Source organism: Kribbella sp. NPDC049584 (assembly GCF_040675555.1).
Lineage (GTDB): Bacteria > Actinomycetota > Actinomycetes > Propionibacteriales > Kribbellaceae > Kribbella.
On sequence record NZ_JBFAPF010000006.1, the window covers coordinates 319,186 to 341,257 of the forward strand.

Annotated in this window: 21 protein-coding genes; 10 read left to right on the forward strand and 11 right to left on the reverse strand. The window is 69.3% G+C overall.

Annotated features, from left to right (window positions below):
* The first annotated feature begins 102 nt into the window (after positions 1-102).
* Positions 103-795 carry a hypothetical protein gene (locus AB0J62_RS22865; protein WP_363874432.1) on the forward strand — a complete coding sequence of 231 codons (693 nt, stop codon included), beginning with the start codon at positions 103-105 and terminating at the stop codon, positions 793-795.
* Here the strand turns inward: AB0J62_RS22865 and AB0J62_RS22870 are convergent.
* Positions 774-2,780, reverse strand: coding sequence for an alpha-galactosidase (locus AB0J62_RS22870; RefSeq protein ID WP_363874435.1), 2,007 nt, complete (start codon positions 2,778-2,780; stop codon positions 774-776). The two genes, AB0J62_RS22865 and AB0J62_RS22870, sit on opposite strands and share 22 nt — an antisense overlap.
* Complete coding sequence (locus tag AB0J62_RS22875) at positions 2,777-3,670, reverse strand: EamA family transporter (protein WP_363874438.1); 894 nt, start codon at positions 3,668-3,670, stop codon at positions 2,777-2,779. Before AB0J62_RS22875 ends, AB0J62_RS22870 begins: the two co-directional genes overlap by 4 nt.
* 40 nt (positions 3,671-3,710) lie before the next feature.
* Between AB0J62_RS22875 and AB0J62_RS22880 the strand changes: the two genes are divergently transcribed.
* The 3 genes from AB0J62_RS22880 to AB0J62_RS22890 all read left to right on the forward strand — a co-directional run bounded on the left by AB0J62_RS22880 (position 3,711) and on the right by AB0J62_RS22890 (position 7,891).
* Positions 3,711-4,205, forward strand: coding sequence for a MarR family transcriptional regulator (locus AB0J62_RS22880; protein WP_363874441.1), 495 nt, complete (start codon positions 3,711-3,713; stop codon positions 4,203-4,205).
* 213 nt (positions 4,206-4,418) lie between these two features.
* On the forward strand, positions 4,419-6,338 hold the full coding sequence (locus AB0J62_RS22885) for a glycosyltransferase family 4 protein (protein WP_363874444.1): 1,920 nt from the start codon (positions 4,419-4,421) through the stop codon (positions 6,336-6,338).
* 95 nt (positions 6,339-6,433) lie between these two features.
* Entirely contained in the window at positions 6,434-7,891 is a 1,458-nt protein-coding gene (locus AB0J62_RS22890; protein WP_363874700.1) for a glycosyltransferase 87 family protein, read from the forward strand.
* Here the strand turns inward: AB0J62_RS22890 and AB0J62_RS22895 are convergent.
* Entirely contained in the window at positions 7,888-8,823 is a 936-nt protein-coding gene (locus AB0J62_RS22895; protein ID WP_363874447.1) for a threonine/serine dehydratase, read from the reverse strand. The two genes, AB0J62_RS22890 and AB0J62_RS22895, sit on opposite strands and share 4 nt — an antisense overlap.
* Positions 8,824-8,907: 84 nt before the next feature.
* Here AB0J62_RS22895 and AB0J62_RS22900 point away from each other — a divergent pair, with 84 nt between their 5' ends.
* Complete coding sequence (locus tag AB0J62_RS22900) at positions 8,908-9,168, forward strand: WhiB family transcriptional regulator (protein WP_363874450.1); 261 nt, start codon at positions 8,908-8,910, stop codon at positions 9,166-9,168.
* On the opposite strand, the gene AB0J62_RS22905 is transcribed toward AB0J62_RS22900, so the two are convergent.
* The 4 genes from AB0J62_RS22905 to AB0J62_RS22920 all read right to left on the reverse strand — a co-directional run bounded on the left by AB0J62_RS22905 (position 9,165) and on the right by AB0J62_RS22920 (position 13,327).
* Positions 9,165-10,013, reverse strand: a complete 849-nt coding sequence (locus AB0J62_RS22905) for a hypothetical protein (protein WP_363874453.1) — start codon at positions 10,011-10,013, stop codon at positions 9,165-9,167. The two genes, AB0J62_RS22900 and AB0J62_RS22905, sit on opposite strands and share 4 nt — an antisense overlap.
* Positions 9,970-11,250, reverse strand: a complete 1,281-nt coding sequence (locus tag AB0J62_RS22910) for a glycosyltransferase 87 family protein (protein WP_363874456.1) — start codon at positions 11,248-11,250, stop codon at positions 9,970-9,972. The genes AB0J62_RS22905 and AB0J62_RS22910 overlap by 44 nt, the downstream gene beginning before the upstream one ends.
* A gap of 122 nt (positions 11,251-11,372) precedes the next feature.
* A complete protein-coding gene (locus AB0J62_RS22915; RefSeq protein ID WP_363874459.1) occupies positions 11,373-12,680 on the reverse strand; it encodes a DUF2064 domain-containing protein in 1,308 nt (435 codons plus the stop codon).
* Positions 12,677-13,327: a glycosyltransferase family 2 protein gene (locus AB0J62_RS22920; RefSeq protein WP_363874462.1), complete on the reverse strand. Its 651-nt coding sequence runs from the start codon at positions 13,325-13,327 to the stop codon at positions 12,677-12,679. The genes AB0J62_RS22915 and AB0J62_RS22920 overlap by 4 nt, the downstream gene beginning before the upstream one ends.
* Positions 13,328-13,449: 122 nt before the next feature.
* On the opposite strand from AB0J62_RS22920, the gene AB0J62_RS22925 reads away from it, so the two are divergent.
* Together AB0J62_RS22925 and AB0J62_RS22930 are read left to right on the forward strand one after the other, a co-directional pair.
* Positions 13,450-14,160, forward strand: a complete 711-nt coding sequence (locus AB0J62_RS22925; protein WP_363874466.1) for a response regulator transcription factor — start codon at positions 13,450-13,452, stop codon at positions 14,158-14,160.
* A complete protein-coding gene (locus AB0J62_RS22930; RefSeq protein WP_363874469.1) occupies positions 14,157-15,317 on the forward strand; it encodes a HAMP domain-containing sensor histidine kinase in 1,161 nt (386 codons plus the stop codon). The genes AB0J62_RS22925 and AB0J62_RS22930 overlap by 4 nt, the downstream gene beginning before the upstream one ends.
* On the opposite strand, the gene AB0J62_RS22935 is transcribed toward AB0J62_RS22930, so the two are convergent.
* Both AB0J62_RS22935 and AB0J62_RS22940 read right to left on the reverse strand, forming a co-directional pair.
* Complete coding sequence (locus AB0J62_RS22935; protein ID WP_363874472.1) at positions 15,291-16,328, reverse strand: NAD-dependent epimerase/dehydratase family protein; 1,038 nt, start codon at positions 16,326-16,328, stop codon at positions 15,291-15,293. The two genes, AB0J62_RS22930 and AB0J62_RS22935, sit on opposite strands and share 27 nt — an antisense overlap.
* Complete coding sequence (locus tag AB0J62_RS22940) at positions 16,325-17,101, reverse strand: S-methyl-5'-thioadenosine phosphorylase (RefSeq protein ID WP_363874475.1); 777 nt, start codon at positions 17,099-17,101, stop codon at positions 16,325-16,327. Before AB0J62_RS22940 ends, AB0J62_RS22935 begins: the two co-directional genes overlap by 4 nt.
* Positions 17,102-17,187: 86 nt before the next feature.
* Here AB0J62_RS22940 and AB0J62_RS22945 point away from each other — a divergent pair, with 86 nt between their 5' ends.
* Together AB0J62_RS22945 and AB0J62_RS22950 are read left to right on the forward strand one after the other, a co-directional pair.
* Positions 17,188-17,682, forward strand: a complete 495-nt coding sequence (locus tag AB0J62_RS22945) for a hypothetical protein (protein WP_363874478.1) — start codon at positions 17,188-17,190, stop codon at positions 17,680-17,682.
* Positions 17,679-18,629, forward strand: coding sequence for an RNA polymerase subunit sigma-70 (locus AB0J62_RS22950; protein WP_363874481.1), 951 nt, complete (start codon positions 17,679-17,681; stop codon positions 18,627-18,629). The genes AB0J62_RS22945 and AB0J62_RS22950 overlap by 4 nt, the downstream gene beginning before the upstream one ends.
* On the opposite strand, the gene AB0J62_RS22955 is transcribed toward AB0J62_RS22950, so the two are convergent.
* Together AB0J62_RS22955 and AB0J62_RS22960 are read right to left on the reverse strand one after the other, a co-directional pair.
* Entirely contained in the window at positions 18,630-18,821 is a 192-nt protein-coding gene (locus AB0J62_RS22955; RefSeq protein ID WP_363874484.1) for a hypothetical protein, read from the reverse strand.
* 76 nt (positions 18,822-18,897) lie between these two features.
* Positions 18,898-20,553 (reverse strand): bifunctional 3'-5' exonuclease/DNA polymerase, encoded by a 1,656-nt coding sequence (locus tag AB0J62_RS22960; RefSeq protein ID WP_363874487.1) that lies wholly within the window; start codon positions 20,551-20,553, stop codon positions 18,898-18,900.
* Positions 20,554-20,678: 125 nt separating this feature from the next.
* On the opposite strand from AB0J62_RS22960, the gene AB0J62_RS22965 reads away from it, so the two are divergent.
* The gene (locus AB0J62_RS22965; protein WP_363874490.1) at positions 20,679-22,034 is read left to right on the forward strand and encodes a PLP-dependent aminotransferase family protein; all 1,356 of its coding nucleotides are present in this window, start codon (positions 20,679-20,681) and stop codon (positions 22,032-22,034) included.
* Positions 22,035-22,072: the final 38 nt, after the last annotated feature.

Consider the following 22,072-nt stretch of genomic DNA (forward strand, 5'->3'; position numbering starts at 1 on the left):
CTGCCCCAGTTCTACCCCAGTCGAAGCGCTTCGACACCCCTTTATACCCCTGCACTCGCCCACGGTTCTTCCCCTGCGTTCGCCCCAACGAGAGGAAACGACATGCCGAGATGGTGGAAAGCAGCAACAGCAGTGCTGACAGTACTGGCCGCCGGCCTGGTGACCGCGGCACCGGCCGACGCGGCGGCCTGGTCGTCGTCGGACAAGTTCGGCACCTGGTCCAACGGCGGGTACACCGTTCGCAATGACGTCTGGGGCAGTGGTGCCGGCCCGCAGACGATCTGGGCCAACTCCTACAGCAACTGGGGAGTCTGGGCCGATCACCCGAACACCGGCGGCGTGAAGGCCTACCCCCACTCCGCCCGCAACATCGGGAAGCGGGTCAGTGCCCTCGGCTCGCTGACCAGCAGCTTCAACGTGTCCCGGCCCGGCAGCGGCGCCTACGCGTCGACGTACGACATCTGGGCCGACAACAACGCCTACGAGATCATGCTGTGGATGAACAAGCAGGGCGCGGTCGGCGCGATCGGGTCGAAGCAGACCACGGTCTCCGTCGGCGGCCACACCTGGGACGTCTACCGCGGCAGCAACGGCGCCAACGCGGTGTTCTCGTTCCTCCGCACGTCCAACACGAACTCGGGGTCGGTCGACGTGAAGGCCGTCCTGAACTGGATCCGCGGTCAGGGCTGGATGGGTGACGCCACGGTCGGAGAGGTGCAGTTCGGCTTCGAGATCACGTCGTCGTCCGGCGGTCTGAACTTCACCAGCAACTCCTACTCGGTGTCGTCCAGCTGATCGACCCGGAGGATCCGCGCCGACGGCTCGGCCAGCTCGGTCGCGACGACCAGGGTGTCGTCGTACCAGGTGGTGGTCCAGCCGTCGGCGTCGGTCGGGAAGATCGGACGGACCGTCCCGCGCGCCAGCGGGATCGTCACCTCGGCCGGACCGGCGCTTCGGTGCCACACGGCCAGATACGTCGATCGAGAGCCGGTCAGGCCGAGTGCCACCCACTCGTCGGTCCACTCCGGCAGGCCGAGCGGCCAGCAAGGGACGAGAGTCTCGATCTCCTTCAGTACGTCGCGATGCGCGGCCAGCGCGGATCGGATCAGGTCCAGCTCGGCGTCGGTCATCCGGTTCAGGTGACCGGACAGGTAGAGCCGACCCAGCACGCCGTTCACCAGCGCAAGCGTGAACTCCTCGCGCGTCGTCCCACTGATCGGATACGCCCAGTGGCCGGCCTGCTCAGGCAGTACGGCGGCCGGCGCCGCGGCGCTGATTGTTGCGTAGAGCAACGGGTGCTGCTGGTCGGACGTGGATTGCAGATGCAGGCGGGACAGCATCGCGTAGTCCATCCGCATCGCCCCGGAGGCGCAGTTCTCGATCAGCAGTTGGGGGTGCCGCGCCTGCAAAGCGTCGAGCCAGTCGAGCAGCGCCCGCTGGTGTTCGAGCAGTCCGTGTCCGAGCGACGTACCGCCCTTGTCGGTGCCCGGCCCGGTCATCGTGTTGTTGTCGAACTTGAAGAAGCCGATGCCGAAATCGGTGACGAGCCGGTCGACCGTGTCGTCGAGGTGCCGGCGCGCCAACGGGTTGCGCAGGTCGAGCAGGTACCGGCCGTGTTCGGCGACGCGGATGCCCTGCTGGGTGAGGAACGCGTCGTCGGGCAGCTCGCGGGCGATCGGCGCGTCGACACCGATCACCTCGGGCTCGAGCCAGAGGCCGGGCACCATGGCGCGTTGGTGGATCCGGTCGATCACCTCGCCCAGCCCGCCGGGGAAGCGGGTGGTCGAGGGCTGCCACGCGCCGACGGTGCTCCACCAGTCGCCCTCGGCGTACCAGCCGGCATCGATGCAGAAGTAGTCCGCGCCGACCTCGGCCGCGGCGTCGATGAGCGGGAGCAGCTTCTCGGTCGTTGGATCGCCCATCAACGTGTTCATGTAGTCGTTGAAGATCACCGGCATCCGGTCGTCGACGGACCGGCGCTTCCGCACCGCACGACGTTGCCGGGTGAGCGCGGCGAAGACGCTGTCCCGGTCAGTGCCGGCGACAAGCGAGACCGGCACCGTGGTGAACGTCTCGTCCGCGGTCAGCCGTAGCGTCCACTGGTGCTCCTGCGAGGTCGGCCCGCTGAGCAGGAGATAGCCGCCGCGCCGGTTCTCGCCGAGCTCGTAATGCCACGGCCCGTTGTGTTCGATCTGCCAGCCCAGGGCGTACGACGTACCGACGAGGACGCCGACCGGCAATCGCTCGCCGGTCGACCACGAGCCGGTGCTGGTGACGGCGTGCCGGCTCTTGGACACCGGGTAGTGCGGGTCGCGGACGATCTGCGGTACGCCGCCCGCACGCAGCGACTGCACCGACCAACGGTTCTCGGCCATCCAGTCGTTGGCGGCGGAGTACAGATCGGCGTCGACGGAGTCCAGGCCGACGACAAGCGACGAGAGGAAGTCCAGCACGAGTTCGCCGGGCCGGGTGAGAGATGCCTCGGACCAGGCTTGTACGCCGGCCCCCGCTTCGAAGACGCTCGTCACGCGAAGACCGGTGGTCGCGTCCTCCTGGACGATCCGCAGCGTGGTTCCGGAGTCCTCGTGGGCGACGTAGCGGAGCCGCCGGCCGAGGACCGTGTCGACATGGCGGTTCGTGCCGGGGGAGCGTCCGTGGCCGAGCGCGGAGACCTCGACCAGCGGCTGGCTCCCTGGCTCCGTGCCGGTGGTCAGCCGGACCGGGCCGTCGTCGAGCGCGAAGGTCAGGGTCAGCTCAGGCGTCCGCCACACGAGGTTCATCGATAAACCTTAGAAGGCCCCGCCCTTCCGGCCTCAACTCGCGATCCGCGACGTGGACGGCTCAGCGTGATCCCGAACAGCACGAGGCCCAGGCCGAGCACCTGCTGAATCGTGAGCACCTCGCCGGAGACCAGGACGCCGAGCAGTACGCCGGTCACCGGATTGAGTAGTCCGATCAGCCCGACGGTCGCTGCGCTGAGGTGACGCAGGCCCGTGAACCAAGCGGTGAATGCGAGGGCGGTCGCGACCAGGCCGACGTACGCGAAGCCGCCGATCGCGGGCAGATCGAGCTCGGGCGGGTCGCCCTCGAAGATGACCGCGAACGGGATCAGGACCAGGCCGCCGGCGATCAGTTGCCAGGCGGTGGTCTCGATCGGGCCGTCGGCGCGTCCCCACTTCTTCGCGAGGACGTAGCCGAAGGACGACATGGTGAGGGCCGCGGCCGAAGCGGCGACACCGCGCAGGTTCACGGTGGTCGCGCCGGCGCCGAGGAGCAGGCAGACGCCGGCGATCCCGGCCGCGGCACCGGCCAGGACCGGAACGGTCGGTCGTTCGGCGAGCAGCGCCCAGGCGAACAGTGCCATCGTGAGTGGCGAGGCCGACATGATCGTCGACGCGAGGCTGACCGGAAGCAGTTGCGACGCGAGGTAGATCAACGCGAAGAACGCGCCCATGTTGCAGACGCCGAGCAGCAGCGATCGCCACCACCAGACGCCGCGGGGCAGACGCCGGGCCACGCAGAGCAGGAGGAGCCCGGCGGGCAGAGCACGGAAGACCGCGCCGTACAAGGGATGTCCGGTCGGCAGGTACTCGTGCGTGACGAAGTAGTTCGTGCCCCAGGCGACCGGTGCGATCGCGGTCACCAGGGTCCAGCGGAAGGTATCTTCCATGGAAAACACTATAGCTTCCCAGGAAGATATAGTGGACCGCGTGACCGATCACGTGGCCAGGATCCAGGCGGAGTGGCAGGCAGAGCGGCCGGATGTCGACACCAGCCCGCAAGGCGTGATCGGCCGGCTGCACCGGATCGCGAATCAGCTCACCGCTGAGCTGACGCTGCTCTACGCGAAGTACGGGCTGTCGGAGGGGGAGTTCGACGTCCTCGCGGCGCTCCGGCGCGCGGGTTCGCCGTACGAGCGTGCGCCGGGGGAGATCGCGCTGCACACGATGGTGACGACCGGCGCGGTGACCAAGCGGGTCGATCGGCTCGAGGCGGCCGGGCTGGTCCGGCGCCGGCGCAGTGCCGACGACGGGCGCGGGCGTGTGGTCCGCCTCACCCCGGCCGGGCGCCGGCTGATCGACAAGGCCTTCGCGGCACACATGGCGAACGAGAAGCGGCTGCTCGAACCGCTCAGCGCGACCCAGCGGGCCCAACTCGAGAGCATCCTGACCGCCTGGCTGGCGCACCTGGAGCCGCCGGATTGAATCGAACGCTTGACAGTGGCGAGCGAAAGGTCTGTACCGTTATTTTCCTGAAGTCGCAACTTTCTTGAGGCTTCAGGCATCATGAAAGTGGCCAGGGACTACGCGAAAGTCCCCACGGTGCTAACGACCGGGCGTCACCGTCGTTGAACCGTGCAATCACCGCTGTGAGCTCCAGCACTCCCCGCCTGCGCTCACGAAGGCTCAGGAGAGTGTGTGCACGTCCCTCGCATTGTGATGATCGTCGCGAACGACATCACCAACGACACCAGGGTCCTCAAGGAGGCCGTCGCGCTGGGCAAGGCCGGTTACCAGGTCACGTTGCTCGGAGTGTCCGCGTCCGGCCGGCTCGCGATCGACACCATCGATTCCGGCCGGTCCGGTGTGGTGATGATCCGGCTCCCCGGCCACTTCGTCCTGCGGGACGAGCGCAACCGCCGGCGCCGGCTCCGCCGCGGCCGCCGGTTGTTCGACGTCCGGCCCGAAGGAGTCGAGGCGGCCCGGGTCGCCGCGCGGCTCGCGGACCTGAAGGCTGAGCGCGGACGAGCGACGGCGAGGCGCCGGGCGGGTCAGGTCGGCGCGGCCGCCCATCTGGCCGGCGTGACCCGCCGGTCGCTCAGGCACCGAAGCCTGCGGCTGTCCCAGGCGGCGGTGTCGGCTCGCGCCTGGCTCGGCGAGACCGAGGCCAATCTGGCCACAAACTTCTGGCAGTGGTGGGACACCCGGCTGCCCGGCCGGAGCGGGCTGGTGAGGTGGCGCTCGGTCGTCCCGGAGGCCGACGACTACGAGGCGATCTTCGCGGACCTGATCGACCAGCTGCGCCCGGACGCGCTGCACGCCCACGACATGCACGTCATCGGGGTCGCCTCGCGCGCCGCGGGCCGGGCGGCCCTCCGCGGTCGCAGCCTGAAGGTCGTGTACGACGCCCACGAGTACGTCCCCGGCCTCTCGCAGTACGGCGGCCGCACGCCGCGGATGATCGCGGCCTGGGCGCAGCACGAGGCGGAGTACATCCGGACCGTCGACCGGGTGGTCACGGTGAGCCCGGCGATCGCCCGGACGCTGCACAAGCGGCACAAGCTGGACCGCGAGCCGACCGTGGTGATCAACAGCCCGGAGCTGTCCGAGCGCGACAGCGGGATCACCGACATCCGCGCCACGATCGGGCTGCCTGCCGACGTGCCCCTGCTGGTCTACAGCGGCGGGGTCACCCGGGCCCGCGGCGTCGAGACCGCGATGGAGGCCTTGCCGCTGCTGCCCGGCGTACACCTGGCTGTCGTGTGTGTGCCGCACGCTCGCACGCGACCCGTCGACGAGCTGCGGGCGCTGGGCGCGTCCCTGCAGATCGAGGACCGGGTGCACTACCTCGACCCGGTCGCGCCGAACGACGTGATCCACTTCCTCCGGACCGCGGACGTCGGGCTGATCCCGATCCTGCGGTACCCGAGCCACGAGATGGCCCTGCCGAACAAGGTCTTCGAGTACACGTTCGCCGGACTGCCGGTGGTGACCAGCGACATGCCGACGCTCGAGGAGTTCGTCGGCAAGACCGGTATCGGCGAGGTCTTCGAGGCCGAGAACCCGGACGCGCTGGCCCTCGCCGTGAAGACCGTCCTGCAGGACCCGGAGCCGTATCGCGAACGCGCCGCGGACCCGGGGTTGCGGGACGAGATGTCCTGGGAGACCCAGGCCGGTCACCTGCGCGACCTGTACGCCGAGCTGGTCGGCGCACCGCCCGTCCTGGAGGACGTCGTACCCCGACTGGTGCTGGGGCCGAACGGCTCCAAGGCCGCCAAGGCGTGGTTCGAGGACATCGACGGCGCCGAGATCATCCGGCGTCCGTTGACCTTGGCGGACCTGGACAGCGTGACGCACGTCCTGATGGAGGACTGGCAGTCGGTGCTGGGCAGCGACGACCTGATCGCCGACCTGCCGCTGCTTGCCGCGGCCCGGATCAAGCACGCCGTCGTGGTCTACGGGCGGGTCGACCGCCAGGACATACGGCGCCGGATGCGGGCGTACGACGGCACCGTCTTCGTCACCGACCGCGTGATCGCGGACGCCGTCGAGGGCTCCGTCTGGCTGCCGCCGGCCAACGAGGGCGCGAAGGTCCTGCGCGACTTCCTGGCCGGCTAGCTCCTGCTGCGAACGGCGCGCAGGGACACCTCCGCAACCCGCTTGGACCCGGGTGGGTAACCTCTGGTGGTCGCAAGGTGAGCCGATAGGAGATGATGCCCACCGTGACCGGACCACAACGCGAGCTCGCGCAGGCGCCGTCGGAGAATGATCCGGCCGTCGCCGGCCTGACCGTTGGGCTCGGTGGGCCGTCCGGGCGGTACGCCCGGCCCGGTTCCTCGTGGTGGACGCCGCTGCGGATCGCGCTCGCGGTGTGCACGATCACGTTCGGGCTCGGCGTCCTGCAGAAGGCGCCGTGTATGGAGGCCGGCTGGGACCGGCAGAGCTGGCGGCCGTTCAAGGCGCTGTGTTACTCCGACATCGGCTTCCTGTACCAGGAGCGCGGTTTCGCCGAGGGCAACCGGCCGTTCCTCGACACCGGCAACTACCCGGTGCTCGAGTACCCGGTGCTGACCGGCGGCTTCATGGAGGTCGCGGCGCGGATCACCTGGTTGATGACCGGCGACCCGAAGAAGGACATCACCGTCGAGCAGAAGCGCGACACGGCCGGCGTGTTCTTCGTGGTCAACATGGTGATGCTGTTCATCTGCGCGCTGCTGATCGTCGGCTTCACCGTCGCTACGGCCCGCGGGGCCGAAACCCGTCCCGGCGCCGCGCGAGGGCAGCCACTGGACGCCCTGTACGTCGCTGCGGCGCCCGTGCTCGCCTTGACGTCGACGATCAACTGGGACCTGTTCGCGGTCGCACTGACAGCGGGCGCGATGCTGGCGTGGTCGCGGGGTAAACCCGTCTGGTTCGGCATCCTGCTCGGGCTCGGGACGGCGGCGAAGTTCTATCCGTTCCTGCTGCTCGGGCCGTTGCTGATCGTGTGCATCCGCGGCCGGAAGCTGTGGCCGTGGTTCCAGGCGGCGATCGCGGCCGGTGTCGCCTGGGGTCTGGTGAACGCACCGATCTACCTGCTCGCGAAGAACGAATGGCTGTCGTTCTGGCAGTTCAACGATCAGCGCGAGAGCGACTACGGCTCGATCTGGTACGTCCTCAAACTCGCCAACCACGAGGTCGCGGACGTCAACCAGCTGAACATCGTGATCTTCGCCGGTTTGTGCCTGTCGATCGCGATCCTCGGGTTGATGGCGCCACGACCGCCCCGGTTCGCGCAATTGGCGTTCCTGGTCGTCGCGGCGTTCCTGCTGATCAACAAGGTCTACTCACCGCAGTACGTCCTGTGGCTGCTGCCGCTGGTCGCGCTGGCCCGGCCGCGCTTACGGGATTGGCTGATCTGGCAGGCCTGTGAGTGCTTCTACTGGATGCTGGTGTGGATGCATCTCGCCCAGTTCCTGGCACCGGGCGATCCCCAGGTGCCGGACCGGATCTACTGGTTCTCCGTGATCCTGCGGATGGCCGGCACGCTGTGGCTGATGCTGGTGGTCGCCCGCGACATCCTGCTGCCGGAACGGGACCCGGTACGCCGGGGCGACCTGGTCGACGATCCGAGTGACGGCGTACCGTCGCGGGCCCAGACCAGGCTGGCCACCGCGCTGGACCCGGCCTAGAGCATCAGTTTCGACACATCGAGGTTGCCGCCGCTGACGACAGCGGCGGCTGTGGTTGCAGGGTCAAGCTGGACGCTGCCCTCGAGCAGCGCCGCGAACGGAGCGGCTGCGGCCGGTTCGAGGGCGAGCTTGGTGCGTGACATGACCAGGCGGGTCGCCTCGAGAAGAGCGTCCTCGCTCACGCGGACGACCTGATCGACGTACTGCTGGATGAGCGGGAAGTTGCGGGTTCCGCAGACGGGCGCGGCGAGGCCGTCGGCGATCGATCGGGCCGTGGCGAGCTTCTGCGGCTCGCCGGCCTCGAGGCTGCGGCTGACCACATCGGCCTGCTGAGGCTCGATCCCGATCACGCGGATCTCCGGCTTCACCAGCTTGAGCGCCGTCGCGACGCCCGAGATCAGCCCGCCGCCACCCACCGGTACCAGGACGGTCCCGAGGTCGGGCCGGTCCGCCAGCAGTTCCAGCCCGAGGCTCCCGTGTCCGGTGATCACGTCCTCGTCGTCGAACGGATGGACCCCGGTCAGCTGCCGCTCGTCCTTGATCCGCTCATACTGCGCCATCAGGTCACCCTCAACGAGCTCCACCGTCGCGCCGTACCCGCGGGCCGCGTCGATCTTGGCCTGGACTGCGGTCTTGGCCATCACGACTGTGGCCGGAACGCCGGCGTCCCGGGCGGCCCAGGCGAGCGCACCGGCCGCGTTCCCGGCGGAGACCGTGATCACGCCACGCGCCCGCTCGGCGGCGCTGAGCCGGAGCAGCTTGGTCAGCAGCCCGCGGACCTTGAAGCTGCCGGTCTTCTGGAACAGCTCGGCCTTGAGCACCAGGTCGGCGCCGAAGCGCTCGTTCAGCGCCGAGGAGGTCAACATCGGCGTGCGGTGGATCCGTCCCTCGAGCTCCTGGGCGGCCTGGCGGATGTCATCGAGTGTCGGCATACCCCAGACCTTAAAAGTCCAGTAACCCGATCATATTTCGAGACATAGGCTGCCGACGGTCACGGGCGTTCTACGGTCGGAGTCATGAGGCCGACGTTGACCGTGATCGTGGATCCCGCCGACCGCTGGATGAGCCGGGCCGCGTGTATCGGACAGGCCCCGGCGTACGACGAGAGCGCGTCCCGCTGGGAGCAGCGCAAGGCCCGTGAGCTGTGCGTGAAGGCGTGCCCGGTGCTGGAGGAATGCCGCGAGTGGGCTCGCCGGACGAAGTACACCGGAACGGCCGCCGGCGAGACCCTGTTGTACGGGCGTCGCCGGGGCCATCCCGAGTCGGCTGCGAGCTAGACGCGCGCCGCGACTGCTGCGGCGAGCTTCTCCGCGGCTTCCGGGTGCTGCGGGAAGAACAGCTCCGGCTCGATCAGTTCGAGTTCCATCAGCAGGAAGCGGCCGTTGACGACCACGCCGTCGACGCGGGCGTACGCCGGTGTGCGGCCGGCCGCGTGCAGTGCGGTCCGGGCGCCGTCGAGCACGACGGGAGTCGGCTCGGCCGGCGTCACGGTGCCGCCGAAGTCGTCCTGGACGCGGTAGTCGCCCGCGGCCGGGCGCTTGACCACCGCGTGGGTGAACTCGCCGTCGACGAAGATCAGCGACCACTCGCCGTCCTCGACGATCTCGGACTGGAAGGGCTGGACGAGGTACACGAGCTCGGGCAGTTCGGCCAGCACGCGGTCGAACTCGTCGGACCCCGCGACACCGCGGACGGTGTGCAGGGCGGTCGCGCTGACGGTCGGCTTGACCACGATCTCCTGCCCGGCGAGCCCGCTCACCACCTCGCGCAGGCACGCGCCGGCCGCGACCTGGGACGGCACGATCGCGACGCCGCGCTCGCGGAGCTCGAGCAGGTACCGCTTGTCGCCGTTCCAGCGGACCAGACCGGAGTCGTTGAGCAGCGGTACGCCGGCCTTGTCGAGCAGCGCGAGCCATTCGGTGAACTCGTCGTACCGCCGGTGGTAGTCCCAGACGGTGCGGAGCAGGACCGCGTCGTACGCCGACCAGTCGACGGACGGGTCGGTCCACACCTCGGCCACCGGATCGAAGCCGGCGGCACGGAGGGCTTCGACGAGCGGGAGGTCGTTCGGGTGCGACTCAGCGTGCTCGGCCGAGGTCGCGAGGGCGATGCGTTTCGTCACGCTCGCCAGTGTTGGCAGGCGACCGGGCCGCAGTCAAACCTGATTCCGCAACGAATCGGCGACGGATCGTGATCACGCTGACAACGATGACACCGGCCGCGAGGTAGATCAGGCCCTGCCGGGTGTCGTGGCCGAAGCTCCCGTAGGCGAGGTACGACGCGATCGGTACGGCGAGCCATTCGGGACGATGTGCGAGCGCGGCGAGCGCGATCAACGGCAGGCCGTACCACGGGTACGTCGGCGTGGCGATCAGCAGCGCTGCGCCGTACAGCCAGCAGCAGGTGAGGGCGAGCGGGTCGCGTTTGGTTCGGCTGAAGGCGAGGACGGCGAGGGCGAGTGCGAGCAGCGCGGCGACGACCTGGCGGACCTCAGGAGGCAGCAGGAGCGCGAGAATCGCCGATCTGGAGCTGCCGTCGTCGAACCCTTCCTGGCTGAGATAACCGGGGAGGAAGCCGAGCACCAAGGTGCCGACGGCAAGGATGTGCGGGACGTACGACGCGACGAAGGTGCTGAGGGCAACGATCGGCCGCCGGGTGCGGAAGGCAGGGAGGAGGAGAAGGGGGAGGAGCTTGACGCTGCCGGCCGCGCCGAGGAAGACGGCGGCAAGCTTCGGGCGCTTGGCAGCGGTGATGACGGCGGCCGTGATGAGCAGGGCTGCGAGGACGTCGACGTGAGCGGCGTTGCCCGCCTCGAGGGCGACGATCGGTGACCAACCCCACAAGGCGGCCCACCGGGGGTTTTGTACGGCGAGTAGCCAGGTGAGTGCAATCGCGAGCAACGCGGCCGCTATCTGCAGTCCGAGCGTGCCGACGGACCATGGTGTGAACAGCGCGACCACGGTGAAATAGGCCTGCGCCACTGGCGGATAGATCGTCGGCACCAACGGCCGATTGATCCGCGTACGCGGGTCGTCGGCGGAGTACTTCGCGAGCGCGTCCGGGTCGGTCGGCACGCGTGGCGGTCCGGTCACGCCCGACTTCTGCGTCGGCGACAATCCCGGGAACAGGATCGGATCCCGCAGTTGCGCGAGCGAGTCGTCCAACGGCACATGCGCGTACGGCGAATGCCCGGCCAACTGCACCCGCCCGTCCCACACGTACCGATAAGCATCCGTACTCGTGATCGGCGCATGCATCAACCCCGGCACCTGACACAACCCGGCCACGATCACGACCGCGGCCACACCCAACCCCCGCCCGAACCGCCACACGATCGCCCCGACCACAACGCTCCCCACCGCAAGCACCGCATTAGGCCCCCACTGCTCCACCGCCGCCACCACCGCCCCCGCACTCACCACCACCGCCGCGCCCCCACCAATCCAACTTTGAGCACGGTTCGACCATTTCGGGCGCCGGATCATGGTTGCGCCGTGCACAAAGTGGTCGGGGTGAGGGCGGGGGAGGTGGTTCGGCGGAGAGCCAGGAAGGCTCGGTGGCCGGCGCGCCAGTCCTCCGTCGGGTGGAGATTGGCGTGGCGGGCGTAGCGGAGTACGGCGCGGGTGCCGACTCTTGCCCAGGGCAACGGGGTGGAGCGGCGGCCGGTGGAGCTGCGGAGCACGATCGGCGCGGTGTCGTCGAGGTCGTCGTTCGGGTCGACCTCGACCAGGACGAGGCCGTCGGGGCGGACGAGTTCGGCGCAGCGGCGGAGCAGGTCGACCGGGTCGCCGCCGATCCCGATGTTCCCGTCCATCAGCAGCACGCTGCCCCAACGGCCCTCGCCCGGCAGCCGGTCCTGCACCGGACGATGGAGAGCAGCTGCGCCCCGCGAGGTCGTGAGTTTCACGGCACGCGGCGAGACATCGACGCCAAGCGCCGGAATCCCGCGTTCGGCGAGCGCGGTCACGATCCGTCCGGGTCCGCAGCCGATGTCGAGCACCGGGCCTTCGCAGCGACTCAGCGCGAGCCGGTCGACCTCATCGGCGGGCGCTGTCCAGCGATCGAGCTCGGACAGCGCCGGCACGGTCCGGCCATCGATGCCAGTGGCAACAACACGCGCAGTACCGCCGAGGGCCTGCTCGAACAGCAATCCCGGATGCGCTGCGTGTTGCAATCGCCGGTACAGCCTCGAAACCCTGAGCGACGGGAACTCGGCTGCGAGGTACGCCGCGTCGCGCGGCGTGTCCATGTCCCGCAAGGTCGGCAGCATCCCCACCCGCAGACCCAGCTCCTGCAACCGCTGCAGTTGATCGCGTCCGGTGTGCTCGGTCGACATCGGTACGCCGACGAGCGCGCGGCGGTCCGGCGTTCGGAGCCCGAGGCACCAATACCCGCCGTCTTCGGTCAGCCCGAGCACCGCGTCGTACCCGGCCCACTGGAAGCCGAGCAGCTCGGGCCGGATCTGCGGCGTATCCATCCCGACGAGCAGCATCGGCGAGCCGTCGTACGCATCCTCGAAGGCCGCCGCGATCCGCTTGTCCAGCCCGTCGCCACGCTGTCCTACAACCGTGAATCCGGCCGGCAACCACGGCCCCGGATCGCCGTCCAGCGCGAGGATCCGCCGCGACGCACGCGCCGCGCGTACTGCGCCCAGCGTGTCAACGAGCGACGCCCTGGCCAACGCCGCCGCCTCCTGCGCGGTGAACTCGCTCTGCAGCCGCGTCTTCACCCGCCCCGGCACCGGCTCCTTCGCGATGACAATCAGCGTGCCCTTCACCGTTTCCTTCACCGGGCAAGGACCTTCGACATGTCCAGCACGGCGCGGGCCGCACCCCATGGAGTCCCCGTCACCTTCGAACGACCCGAGCGTGGCAGGTAGTCCACGTCCACCTCGGTGATCCGCCAGCCCGCATCGGCTGCCCGCACAACGGTTTCCAGTGGATAGCCCGACCGTCGATCCGTCAGCCCGAGCTCGAGCAGCGCCGTACGACGGCCTGCCCGCATCGGACCGAGATCGTGCAGAGCGACGCCCGTACGCCGCCTGATCCGGCGGGACAGCTCGAGGTTGGCGAGGCGGAGATGCCACGCCCAGGTGCCCCGTGTCACCGGCCGCCTGCGACCGACGACGAGGTCGGCGCGATCGGCGAGGACGGGCGCAGTCACCCGGCTGAGTTGCTGTGGATCGAGCGACGCGTCCGCGTCCATCACGGCGACGACGTCGGACTCGGCCGCTTCCAGGCCGGCGTGGCAGGCAGCGCCGTACCCCTTGAGCTCGCAGGGTACGACGGTGGCGCCCAGCCGGGCGGCGACCTCGGGGGAGCCGTCCGTGGAGCCGTTGTCGACGACGATGGCGCGGACGCCGGCCGGGAGCCGTTCGAGGATCCAGGGCAGGGCGGCCGCCTCGTTCAGGCACGGCAGGACGAGATCGACGGGCATTCTTCGACGGTAGGGACGAACGCGCGCCCGCGGTGGCAGAACCCGGCTACGGATCGCTTACGTCGTACTGCGTTCCGGCACTGGTGCGGCCCCGCACCGACCGGACGATCTACGCTCTGAGCGTGGCTACTCGTGTTCTCGTGGTCGACGACGACCCGACTGTGTCCAACGTCGTCTCCGCCTACCTGACCAAGGCCGGGTACGCCGCCCGCGTGGTCGCGGACGGCGTGTCGGCGGTCGAGGCCTGGCAGCAGTGGAAACCGTCCGTCGTCGTCCTGGACGTGATGCTGCCCGGATTGTCCGGCCTGGAGGTGCTGCGCCGGATGCGTGCCGCCGACGACGGGGCCGCGGTGATCATGCTGTCGGCGCGCGGCGAGGAGGAGGACCGGCTGGTCGGGCTCGAGGTCGGCGCGGACGACTATGTGGTCAAGCCGTTCAGCCCGCGGGAGCTGACGCTGCGGGTGCAGGCGATGGTGCGGCGCGAGGAGCGACTGGCCGGGCTCGACCTGACGCCGACCAAGCTGAGCGCCGGGCCGGTCATGGTCGACACCGCGGCCCGACGGGCGTACCTGAACGGCGACGAGCTGTCGCTGACCCACCGCGAGTTCGACCTGCTCGCGTATCTCGTCTCGCACGCGGGCAAGGCGTACACCAAGGCAGAGCTGCTGCGGCGGGTGTGGGGCTGGGACTTCGGCGACTCGTCGACCGTCACCGTGCACGTACGCCGGTTGCGGGAGAAGATCGAGGCCGATCCGTCGGATCCGAAGCTCGTGCTGACCGTGCCGCGGACCGGGTACCTGTTCGCGGGCGACTTTACGGGCGACCGGGCATGAACAAGGACATGTTCACGATCCTGGCGCTCACCACGTTGTGGACGCTGGTGGTCGCGGGGATCGGCGCGGCGATCCTGTGGCAGTTCCGGCGGCGGTCGTTGCGGGTGACGATGATCGTCGCGGGTCTCGCGCCGATGGCGGCGGCGCTGGCCGCCGTACTGCAGAGCGTGCGGGCCATGTTCATCTCCGAGCACGACTCGTGGGTGGTGCTGTGGACGTTGGCGTTCGCGGCCCTGCTCGGGCTGGCGATGACGGTCCTGCTCGGGCACTGGATCACCACGGGGTCGCGGGACGTCGGCCGGCGGTTGCGGCAGCTCGGTACGTCGTACGACGCGCCGGAGGGTCGGACCAGAGCAGTGCCCGCCGAGCTGGCCGACCTGACGAACGAGCTGGAGATGACGCGGAAGAAGCTGGCCGCGTCGCACGAGCGGGAGCGGGCGTTGGAGGCGAGCCGGCGCGAGTTGGTGGCGTTCATGTCGCACGACCTGCGGACCCCGCTGGCCGGATTGCGGGCTGTGTCGGAGGGACTCGAGGACGGGGTCATCGACGACGTCCCGGGTGCGCTACGGCAGATGCGGTCGACCGTCGATCGGATGACCGGGCTCGTGGACGACCTGTTCGAGCTGTCGAGGTTGTCGGCGGCGCCGTTGCCGACGCGGCGGTCCGCGGTCAGTCTGCGTGAGCTGGCAGAGGACGTCGCCGGCGAGAACAACGAGCACGCCCGGGCGGAGGGTGTTCGGCTGGCGTTGTCGACCCCGAACAACGACGATCGCCTCGCCGTACAAGGGGATCCGGACGAGTTGACGCGCGCGGTGACGAACCTGGTCGGCAACGCGATCCGGCATACGGCTCCCGGCGGAACGGTGACCGTTTCGGTGGACCGGGAGACGGATGGCCGCGTGCGCCTGGCCGTGACCGATGCCTGTGGCGGTATCCCGGCCGACGACCTCGAACGAGTCTTCGACATCGGCTGGCGTGGCGACGAGCAGCGCACGCCCGAGCCGGCCGGCAACTCGACTCATGCGAGTGGTTGCGGGCTCGGGCTCGCGATCGCCCGCGGGGTGGTCGAATCGCACGACGGCAAGATTGGCGTCACCAACGTCGACGGCGGGTGCGCGTTCCAGATCGACCTACCGCCGGTTGCCGCTCACAACTAGATCCCTCAGCCCGGCGGCAAGGTCGTAGCGCGGCTTCCACCCGAGATCGTGCTTCAGCCGGTCCGAGGACGCGGTGATGTGGCGGACGTCGCCCAGACGGTACTGGCCGGTGACGACCGGGTTCGGACCGTCATAGACGTGGGCGAGCTCTGTCGCCAGATCGCCGATCGTGCGGACCGTCCCGCTGCCGACGTTGTACGCCGTGAACGCCGGCTGCTGGGGGAGTGCGGAGGCTGACATGGTGACGGCCGTCGCGATGTCGCGGACCTGCACGAAGTCACGGCGCTGACGGCCGTCCTCGAAGACACGCGGTGCTTCGCCTCGCTCGAGCGCCGAGCGGAAGATCGCGGCGACTCCGGCGTACGGCGTGTTGCGGGGCATGCCGGGGCCGTAGACGTTGTGGAAGCGGAGCGCGGTAACCCGTCCATCCGTTTCGCGAGCCCACGTTGCGGCGAGGTGTTCACCGCTGAGCTTGCTCGTCGCGTAGGCGTTCCGCGGATCGAGTGCGGCGTCCTCGCTCACCAGGCCGGAATGGAGCGGCGCGCCGCAGTATGGGCAGGGCGGCTCGAAGCGACCGGCTTCCAGGTCCTCGGTACGGCGTGGTCCCGGCGCGACCTGACCGTGCTCGGCGCAGTCGTAGCGGCCTTCGCCGTACACGACCATCGAGCTGGCGTAGACGAGGTGGCGGATCTTGGCGTGGGCCATAGCTTTCAGGACGATCGCCGTGCCAAGGCTGTTGGTGGAGACGTAGTCGTCGATGTCGTCGAGATGGACGCCGAGACCGACCTTGGCGGCGAGGTGGACGACGGTGTCGATGCCTTCCAGAGCCTGGGTGACGCAGTCGGCGTCGCGGATGTCGCCGACGATCAGGCCGGGACGAGGCGCGGGTTTCTGCGCGTGGACGTCCGGGCGGAACGAGTCGAGGACCGTGACCTCGTGGCCCTCGGCAACGAGTTGGTGGTGGACGTGCTGACCGATGAAGCCGGCGCCGCCGGTGAGCAGGACTCTCATCGGGCCGCCGCCGTACCGTCGAGCGCGTGCCGGCAGCTGCAGTCCGTATCGGGCTTCGGGAGCTGGCTGATCACGTCCTTGAGCAGGCCCTGGAGGCGCTCGATGCTGTGCTTGAACGCTTCGAAGACCTCGGCCTGCGTGACGCCGGCGCCGGTCTCAACGCCCGCGTCGTGGTCGGTGACGACGGCGATCGACGTGTAGCAGAGGGCGAGCTCGCGCGCGATCGCGGCCTCCGGCGCGCCGGTCATGCCGACGATCGACCAGCCTTGCGCCGCGTGCCACTGCGATTCGGCCCGGGTCGAGAACCGCGGGCCGTTGATCACCACCATCGTGCCGTCGGGTACGACGTTGCCGGCGGCAATCACCGTGGCGCGGCCGGCCGGGCAGTACGGGTCGGCGGCGGCGGTGTGCACGACCGGCGCTTCGTCGTACACGGTGTGATCCCGCCCCCAGGTGCGGTCGACGTACTGGTCCGGGACGACGAACGTGCCGGGGGTGAGCTCGGGTTTCAGTGAGCCGACCGCGCAGGGGCCGAGGATATGGCGGACGCCGAGTTCGCGCAGGGCCCAGAGGTTCGCGCGGTAGTTGACGCGGTGCGGCGGGAACCGGTGGTCGGCGCCGTGCCGGGGGATGAACGCGACCTGGCGGCCGTCGAGGTCCCCGACCACCGGCGGCTCACTGGGCGCGCCGAACGGGGTGTCGAGCTCGATGGTTTCCGCGTCGGTGAGGAACGAGTAGAACCCGGAACCACCGATCACGCCGATATCAGCCATGGCTCCGACGCTAACGGCGGCAGCGGCGGCGACTACCGGATCCGGCCGGACCGTCAGCGCTCCGTAATCGATGGTCGAATATGCGCGTGGAGATCTTCGGGGTGCTGCTCGCGGTCGGCGCGCTGCTGCTGCTCTTCGGCGCCTACGCGAGCTGGACGGCCGGACGGCTCGACCGCCTGCACCACCGGGTGGATCTCGCGCGCGCGTCGCTGGAGACCGAGCTGGCGCGCCGGTCCGCGCTGGTCGCGGAGCTGGCCGGCAGCGAGGTCCTCGATCCCGCTTCTGCTTTGTTGTTGCTCGACGCGGCGCACCGGGCGCGCGCGGTGTCGCTCGACGTACTGGAGGTGCGCGAGCAGGCCGAGTCCGCGCTGACCCGCGCGATCCATGCCACCGGCACCGATATCGAGCCGTGGGCCGGGGAGTTGACGCTCGCGATGCGCCGGGTGCAGTTGGCGCGACGGTTCCACAACGACGTCGTAGTGTCTACGCGGGACCTGCGGCAGCGACGGCTGGTGACCTGGTTCCGGCTGGCCGGTCATGCGCCGATGCCGGCCACGATCGAGCTCGAGGACGGGGAATGAGCAGCTTCGAGGAGCACGTCGAGCGCTATCGGCACGAGCTGCGCGTGCACTGCTACCGGATGCTCGGGTCGTACGACGAGGCCGAGGATCTGGTCCAGGAGACGTTCCTGCGGGCGTGGCGCGGGCTGGACGATTTCGAGGGCCGGTCGTCGGTCCGGGCGTGGCTGTACCGGATCGCGACCAACGCGTGCATCGACGTACGGCGGCCGCGTCGCGTCCTCCCGTACCAGCTCGAGCCGGCCTCGTTTCCGTCGACGGCGCTTCCGGCGCGCGAGGACGTGCCGTGGTTGCAGCCGTTTCCCGACGTACTGCTGGATCGGGCGGAGGAGCCGGACGCGGTCGCGATCCGGCGGGAGACGATCGAGCTGGCGTTCCTGATCGCAATCCAGCATCTTCCGGCGCGCCAACGCGCGGTACTGATCTTCCGTGACGTGCTGGGCTGGCCGGCCCGGGAAACCGCTGACGCCGTGGACCTTTCGGTGGCCGCCGTGAACTCAGCCCTTCAGCGAGCTCGACCTGTCCTTCGCGAACACCTTCCGTCGCACCGCTCGGAGTGGACGGCTCCCGACGTCTCCGCCGACGAACGCAAGCTTCTGCGGAGCTACATGGCCGCATGGGACAACGCCGACCCGGACGCGCTCGCAGCTCTCATGCACGAGGACATCCGGATCACGATGCCGCCGTACCCGTTCTGGTTCGAGGGCCGCGAGGATGCGGTCGGCTCGTTGATCCCGAACCTCACGCCGGAGTATCGCGGTCATTGGCGTTTCCTGCCGACCACGATCAACCGCCAACCCACCCTCGCGGCCTATCTCTTACCCCCGCGTATGACGTCCTATCAGCTGTTCGCACTCGACATCTTCCGCATCGAGGATCGTCGAATAGCCGAAATTACCGCCTTCGAAACCACGGACCACAAACTTTACGGATTACCTGCGACGGTGTGATCAGACGCCGTTCTCGTTGGGCTGCTTTCGGGTGCGGTTCGAGAAGTCGCCGGTGACCTTGCCGCGGTGGTAGACGCGGTCGTCGTCGCCGAGATGGCCGGCCTGGGTCGCCTTCCGGGCCTGCTTGCCGCTGGTCTTGCCGCCGTTGGCAACGGCATCGCGGGCGGTTTCCTTCTTCTTGCTGAATGGCACGACGTACTCCCTCTGTCAGTCGGACAGCGAATTGCGCAGACGCTATCGGTCCGGGGGAGTAATAGGTCGTTTGAAACTATTTGGCGTCCGCGTAGGTTTCCACCGTTGCCGTGGTGAAGGCGAAATTGGTGGGGGTCGGGCCGAAAGTCAGCGTGCCGGCCAGATTGCCGGCCTGCTGGATCGCGTCGGCGACCTGCTCGGCCTCCTCGACGGGGCAGTGGACGATGACCTCGTCGTGCTGGAAGAAGACGAGCTCGGCCTTCAACGGCGTAAGGGCTTGCCGCAGGGCGGCGAGGAGCAGGAGAGCCCAATCGGCCGCGCTGCCCTGGACGACGAAGTTCCGGGTGAAGCGACCACGGGCTCTGGCGTGGCGTGGGTCGGTCGTGGGGACGTCCGCGGGCGGGCCTTCGAGAAGAGCCGCGTCGAGCGGATGGCCGGTGGGCGGGCAGGTGCGGCCCAGGTACGTCCGGACCAGGCGGCCCTCTTCGCCTGCGCGGGCGGCGTCGTCGACGTACGCGACGGCTTGGGGGAATCGCTTGCGGAGCATGGCGAGGTTCTTCAGGCCGTCCCCCGAGGTCTGGCCGTAGATGGCGCCGAGGACCGCGAGCTTCGCCTGCGCGCGATCGCCGGAGAACGCCTGGTCCGACACGGCTTTGTAGAGGTCACCGGCATTGCTGGAGACCTCCATCAGCGCGCGGTCCCGGGAGATCGCGGCGAGGACGCGTGGTTCGAGTTGGGAGGCGTCGGCGACCACGAGACGCCAGCCGGGATCGGCGACGACCGCGCGGCGGATGACCTTCGGGATCTGCAGACCGCCGCCGCCGTTGGTGATCCAGCGACCGGAGACCGTGCCGCCGGGGACGAAGCCGGGACGGAAACGGCCGTCGTGGACCCAGTCGTTCAACCAGGACCAGCCGTTCGCGGTGTAGATCCGGTACAGCTTCTTGTACTCGACGAGGGGCGCCACGGCCGGATGGTCGATCGTCTCGAGCTCCCACCGCCGGGTCGACTTCAGTTGATACCCGGCCTGCTTGAAGGCCTTCAGTACGTCGGCCGGCAGCTCGGGCCGGACCCGATGACCGAACGCGGCCGAGATCTCGTCCGCCAGCTCGGTCAGCCGGCGTGGTTCGCCCGTGCCGCCGAAGCGTTCGCCGAGCAGCTCGCTCAGGACGTCACGATGGGCCTGCGCGCTCCACGGGAGACCGGCGCGATCCATCTCGGCGGCGATCAGCATCGCGGACGATTCCGATGCCGTGAGCAACCGCATCCGGTCCGGGTGCTCCGCGAGGTCGTGCCGGCGGAGCTGGTCGGCGTACACCCTGAGCAGGGCCTCGAAGGCGATCGGCTCGGCGGGAATGTCGAACAGCGACGACTGCTCGCCCGGCACGACGGCGCGCATCGGCGGATCTGGTGGGACGGGCGCACCACTCAGGCGCGCCCAGGCGGCAGCCGCGGAGCGTGGCTCGCCGAGGCGGCCCTCGTGCCCGAGCAAGAGGCCTTCGGTGTTCTCGAGGTCGTAGCACCGCTCGACCCGGACGCCGGCGGCGAGCAGGCGTGGATAGATCTCGGCCGACGATCGCCACACCCATCGAGTGACCTGCGGCCGCGACGCCACGGCCGCGACAAGGTCGGGCTCATGCCGGATCTCGCCGGCGGGCTGCCCGTCCGGCCGCAGCGCGACAACCGTCGCCCCGCCGCCGTCCTCAGGCGCGATCGCCCACCGTTCGTCCATACGCGAATCCTCACACCCCGCACCGACATCCACGGACTTTGAGCACCGACCAACCATCTCGGGCGGCCGGGAATGGTTGATGGGTGCTCAAGGAGGGATGAGGCCAGTGGTGGGATAGTGGACTTATGTGGCGTGCGGGGGATCTGGAAGCGGCCGACGGGACGAAGACCGAGCAGGTCGAAGGGCTCGTACTGCGGCGGATCGAGCGTGGCGACTTGTCCATCGGATCGCGACTGCCCTCGGAGCGGGTCCTCGCGGAGCGGCTCGGGGTCAGCCGGGTGACCGTCGTACGTGCCTTGGAGAACCTGCGGCGGGACGGCGTACTGGAGACCAAGCGGGGTTCGGGGACCGTGGTGCGGCCACTGGACCGGTTGCTGGACCCGGTGGCGCCGGCGTCGACGGTCACGGCGGGGGACCAACCCGTACTGGACCTGCGGTTCGCGACCACAGCCGCGCCACATGACGTGGCCGAGGCGGCCGCCCAGATCGTCGAGGACGGGTTGCCTCAGGCGATGGGTGGCGATGGACCGCCGCCGGGTGGGTCGATCGAGCTCAGAGCAGCGCTGGCGGAGCGGCTGACCATCGAGGGCGTGCCGACCGAGCCGGAGCAGCTCACGCTCACGGTGGGCGCAGCGGCCGGACTGAACGCCGCGTTGGCCGGACTGGACCTGGGGCCGGGCGTCGCGATCACCGAGACCCCGACGTACCCGGCTGCGTTCGATCTGCTCCGGAAACACCGGCTGGACGTAGCTGGTTGGCCAGCTGGTGTCTGGGATACCGATCAGCTTGCCCACCTCTGCCGGCGTCATCGCCCGAAGGTCATCTACCTGCAGGCCGACAACCACAACCCGACCGGGCTGAGCCTCCCGGCGGACCGCCGCCAGGCCGTCGTAGAGATAGCACGCCGGTACGGCGCTGCGCTGATCAGTGACGAGACCATGCGGCCGCTGTGGTTGGCCAGTGGGGAGCAGGCCGAGCCGCTGAGCCGCTATCCCAGGACTGTGAGTGTGGGGTCTCTCTCGAAGACGGTGTGGGGTGGGCTGCGGGTCGGGTGGGTCCGGACCGGGAAGCAACTGCGACGGCGGATCAACACGGCCGCACAGCTCAGCGTGGCTTCTCCGAGTGCGCTGGACGACCTCCTGGCGCGGGCGATCGTCCAGAAGCTCGACAAGGTCATCGGCCGCCGTCGTACCCGGCTGCGCGCCAACCTGGCCGCACTGGAAACCGGACTGAAGACGCTGCACGGTGTGGCCTGGCCCACGCCGACCGGCGGTATGACGCTGTGGCTGGAGCTGACCGAGACCCGAGCACGCAGAGTGCTGGAAGCGGCACGCGAACAGAACCTTCTCCTCGGCTCAGGCGACCTGTTCACGCCGGACGGCACGGACCGGCGGCACATCCGGATTCCTTTCACGGCGCCGCCCGCGACGCTGAGGCTGGTCGTCGCACGGCTCGGCGATGCACTGGCTCAGTCCACTTGATACGAGGTGGACTGAAGATTGACGCCGGAAACCTCCTA

Bases quoted from the DNA above. Each gene is read 5' to 3' on its own strand.
- AB0J62_RS22865 (WP_363874432.1), top strand. From the start codon at position 103: ATGCCGAGATGGTGGAAAGCAGCAACAGCAGTGCTGACAGTACTGGCC.
- AB0J62_RS22875 (WP_363874438.1), bottom strand. From the start codon at position 3,670: ATGGAAGATACCTTCCGCTGGACCCTGGTGACCGCGATCGCACCGGTC.
- AB0J62_RS22890 (WP_363874700.1), top strand. From the start codon at position 6,434: ATGCCCACCGTGACCGGACCACAACGCGAGCTCGCGCAGGCGCCGTCG.
- AB0J62_RS22900 (WP_363874450.1), top strand. From the start codon at position 8,908: ATGAGGCCGACGTTGACCGTGATCGTGGATCCCGCCGACCGCTGGATG.
- AB0J62_RS22920 (WP_363874462.1), bottom strand. From the start codon at position 13,327: ATGCCCGTCGATCTCGTCCTGCCGTGCCTGAACGAGGCGGCCGCCCTG.
- AB0J62_RS22950 (WP_363874481.1), top strand. From the start codon at position 17,679: ATGAGCAGCTTCGAGGAGCACGTCGAGCGCTATCGGCACGAGCTGCGC.
- AB0J62_RS22895 (WP_363874447.1), bottom strand. From the start codon at position 8,823: ATGCCGACACTCGATGACATCCGCCAGGCCGCCCAGGAGCTCGAGGGA.
- AB0J62_RS22930 (WP_363874469.1), top strand. From the start codon at position 14,157: ATGAACAAGGACATGTTCACGATCCTGGCGCTCACCACGTTGTGGACG.
- AB0J62_RS22940 (WP_363874475.1), bottom strand. From the start codon at position 17,101: ATGGCTGATATCGGCGTGATCGGTGGTTCCGGGTTCTACTCGTTCCTC.
- AB0J62_RS22965 (WP_363874490.1), top strand. From the start codon at position 20,679: ATGTGGCGTGCGGGGGATCTGGAAGCGGCCGACGGGACGAAGACCGAG.
- AB0J62_RS22935 (WP_363874472.1), bottom strand. From the start codon at position 16,328: ATGAGAGTCCTGCTCACCGGCGGCGCCGGCTTCATCGGTCAGCACGTC.
- AB0J62_RS22960 (WP_363874487.1), bottom strand. From the start codon at position 20,553: ATGGACGAACGGTGGGCGATCGCGCCTGAGGACGGCGGCGGGGCGACG.
- AB0J62_RS22870 (WP_363874435.1), bottom strand. From the start codon at position 2,780: ATGAACCTCGTGTGGCGGACGCCTGAGCTGACCCTGACCTTCGCGCTC.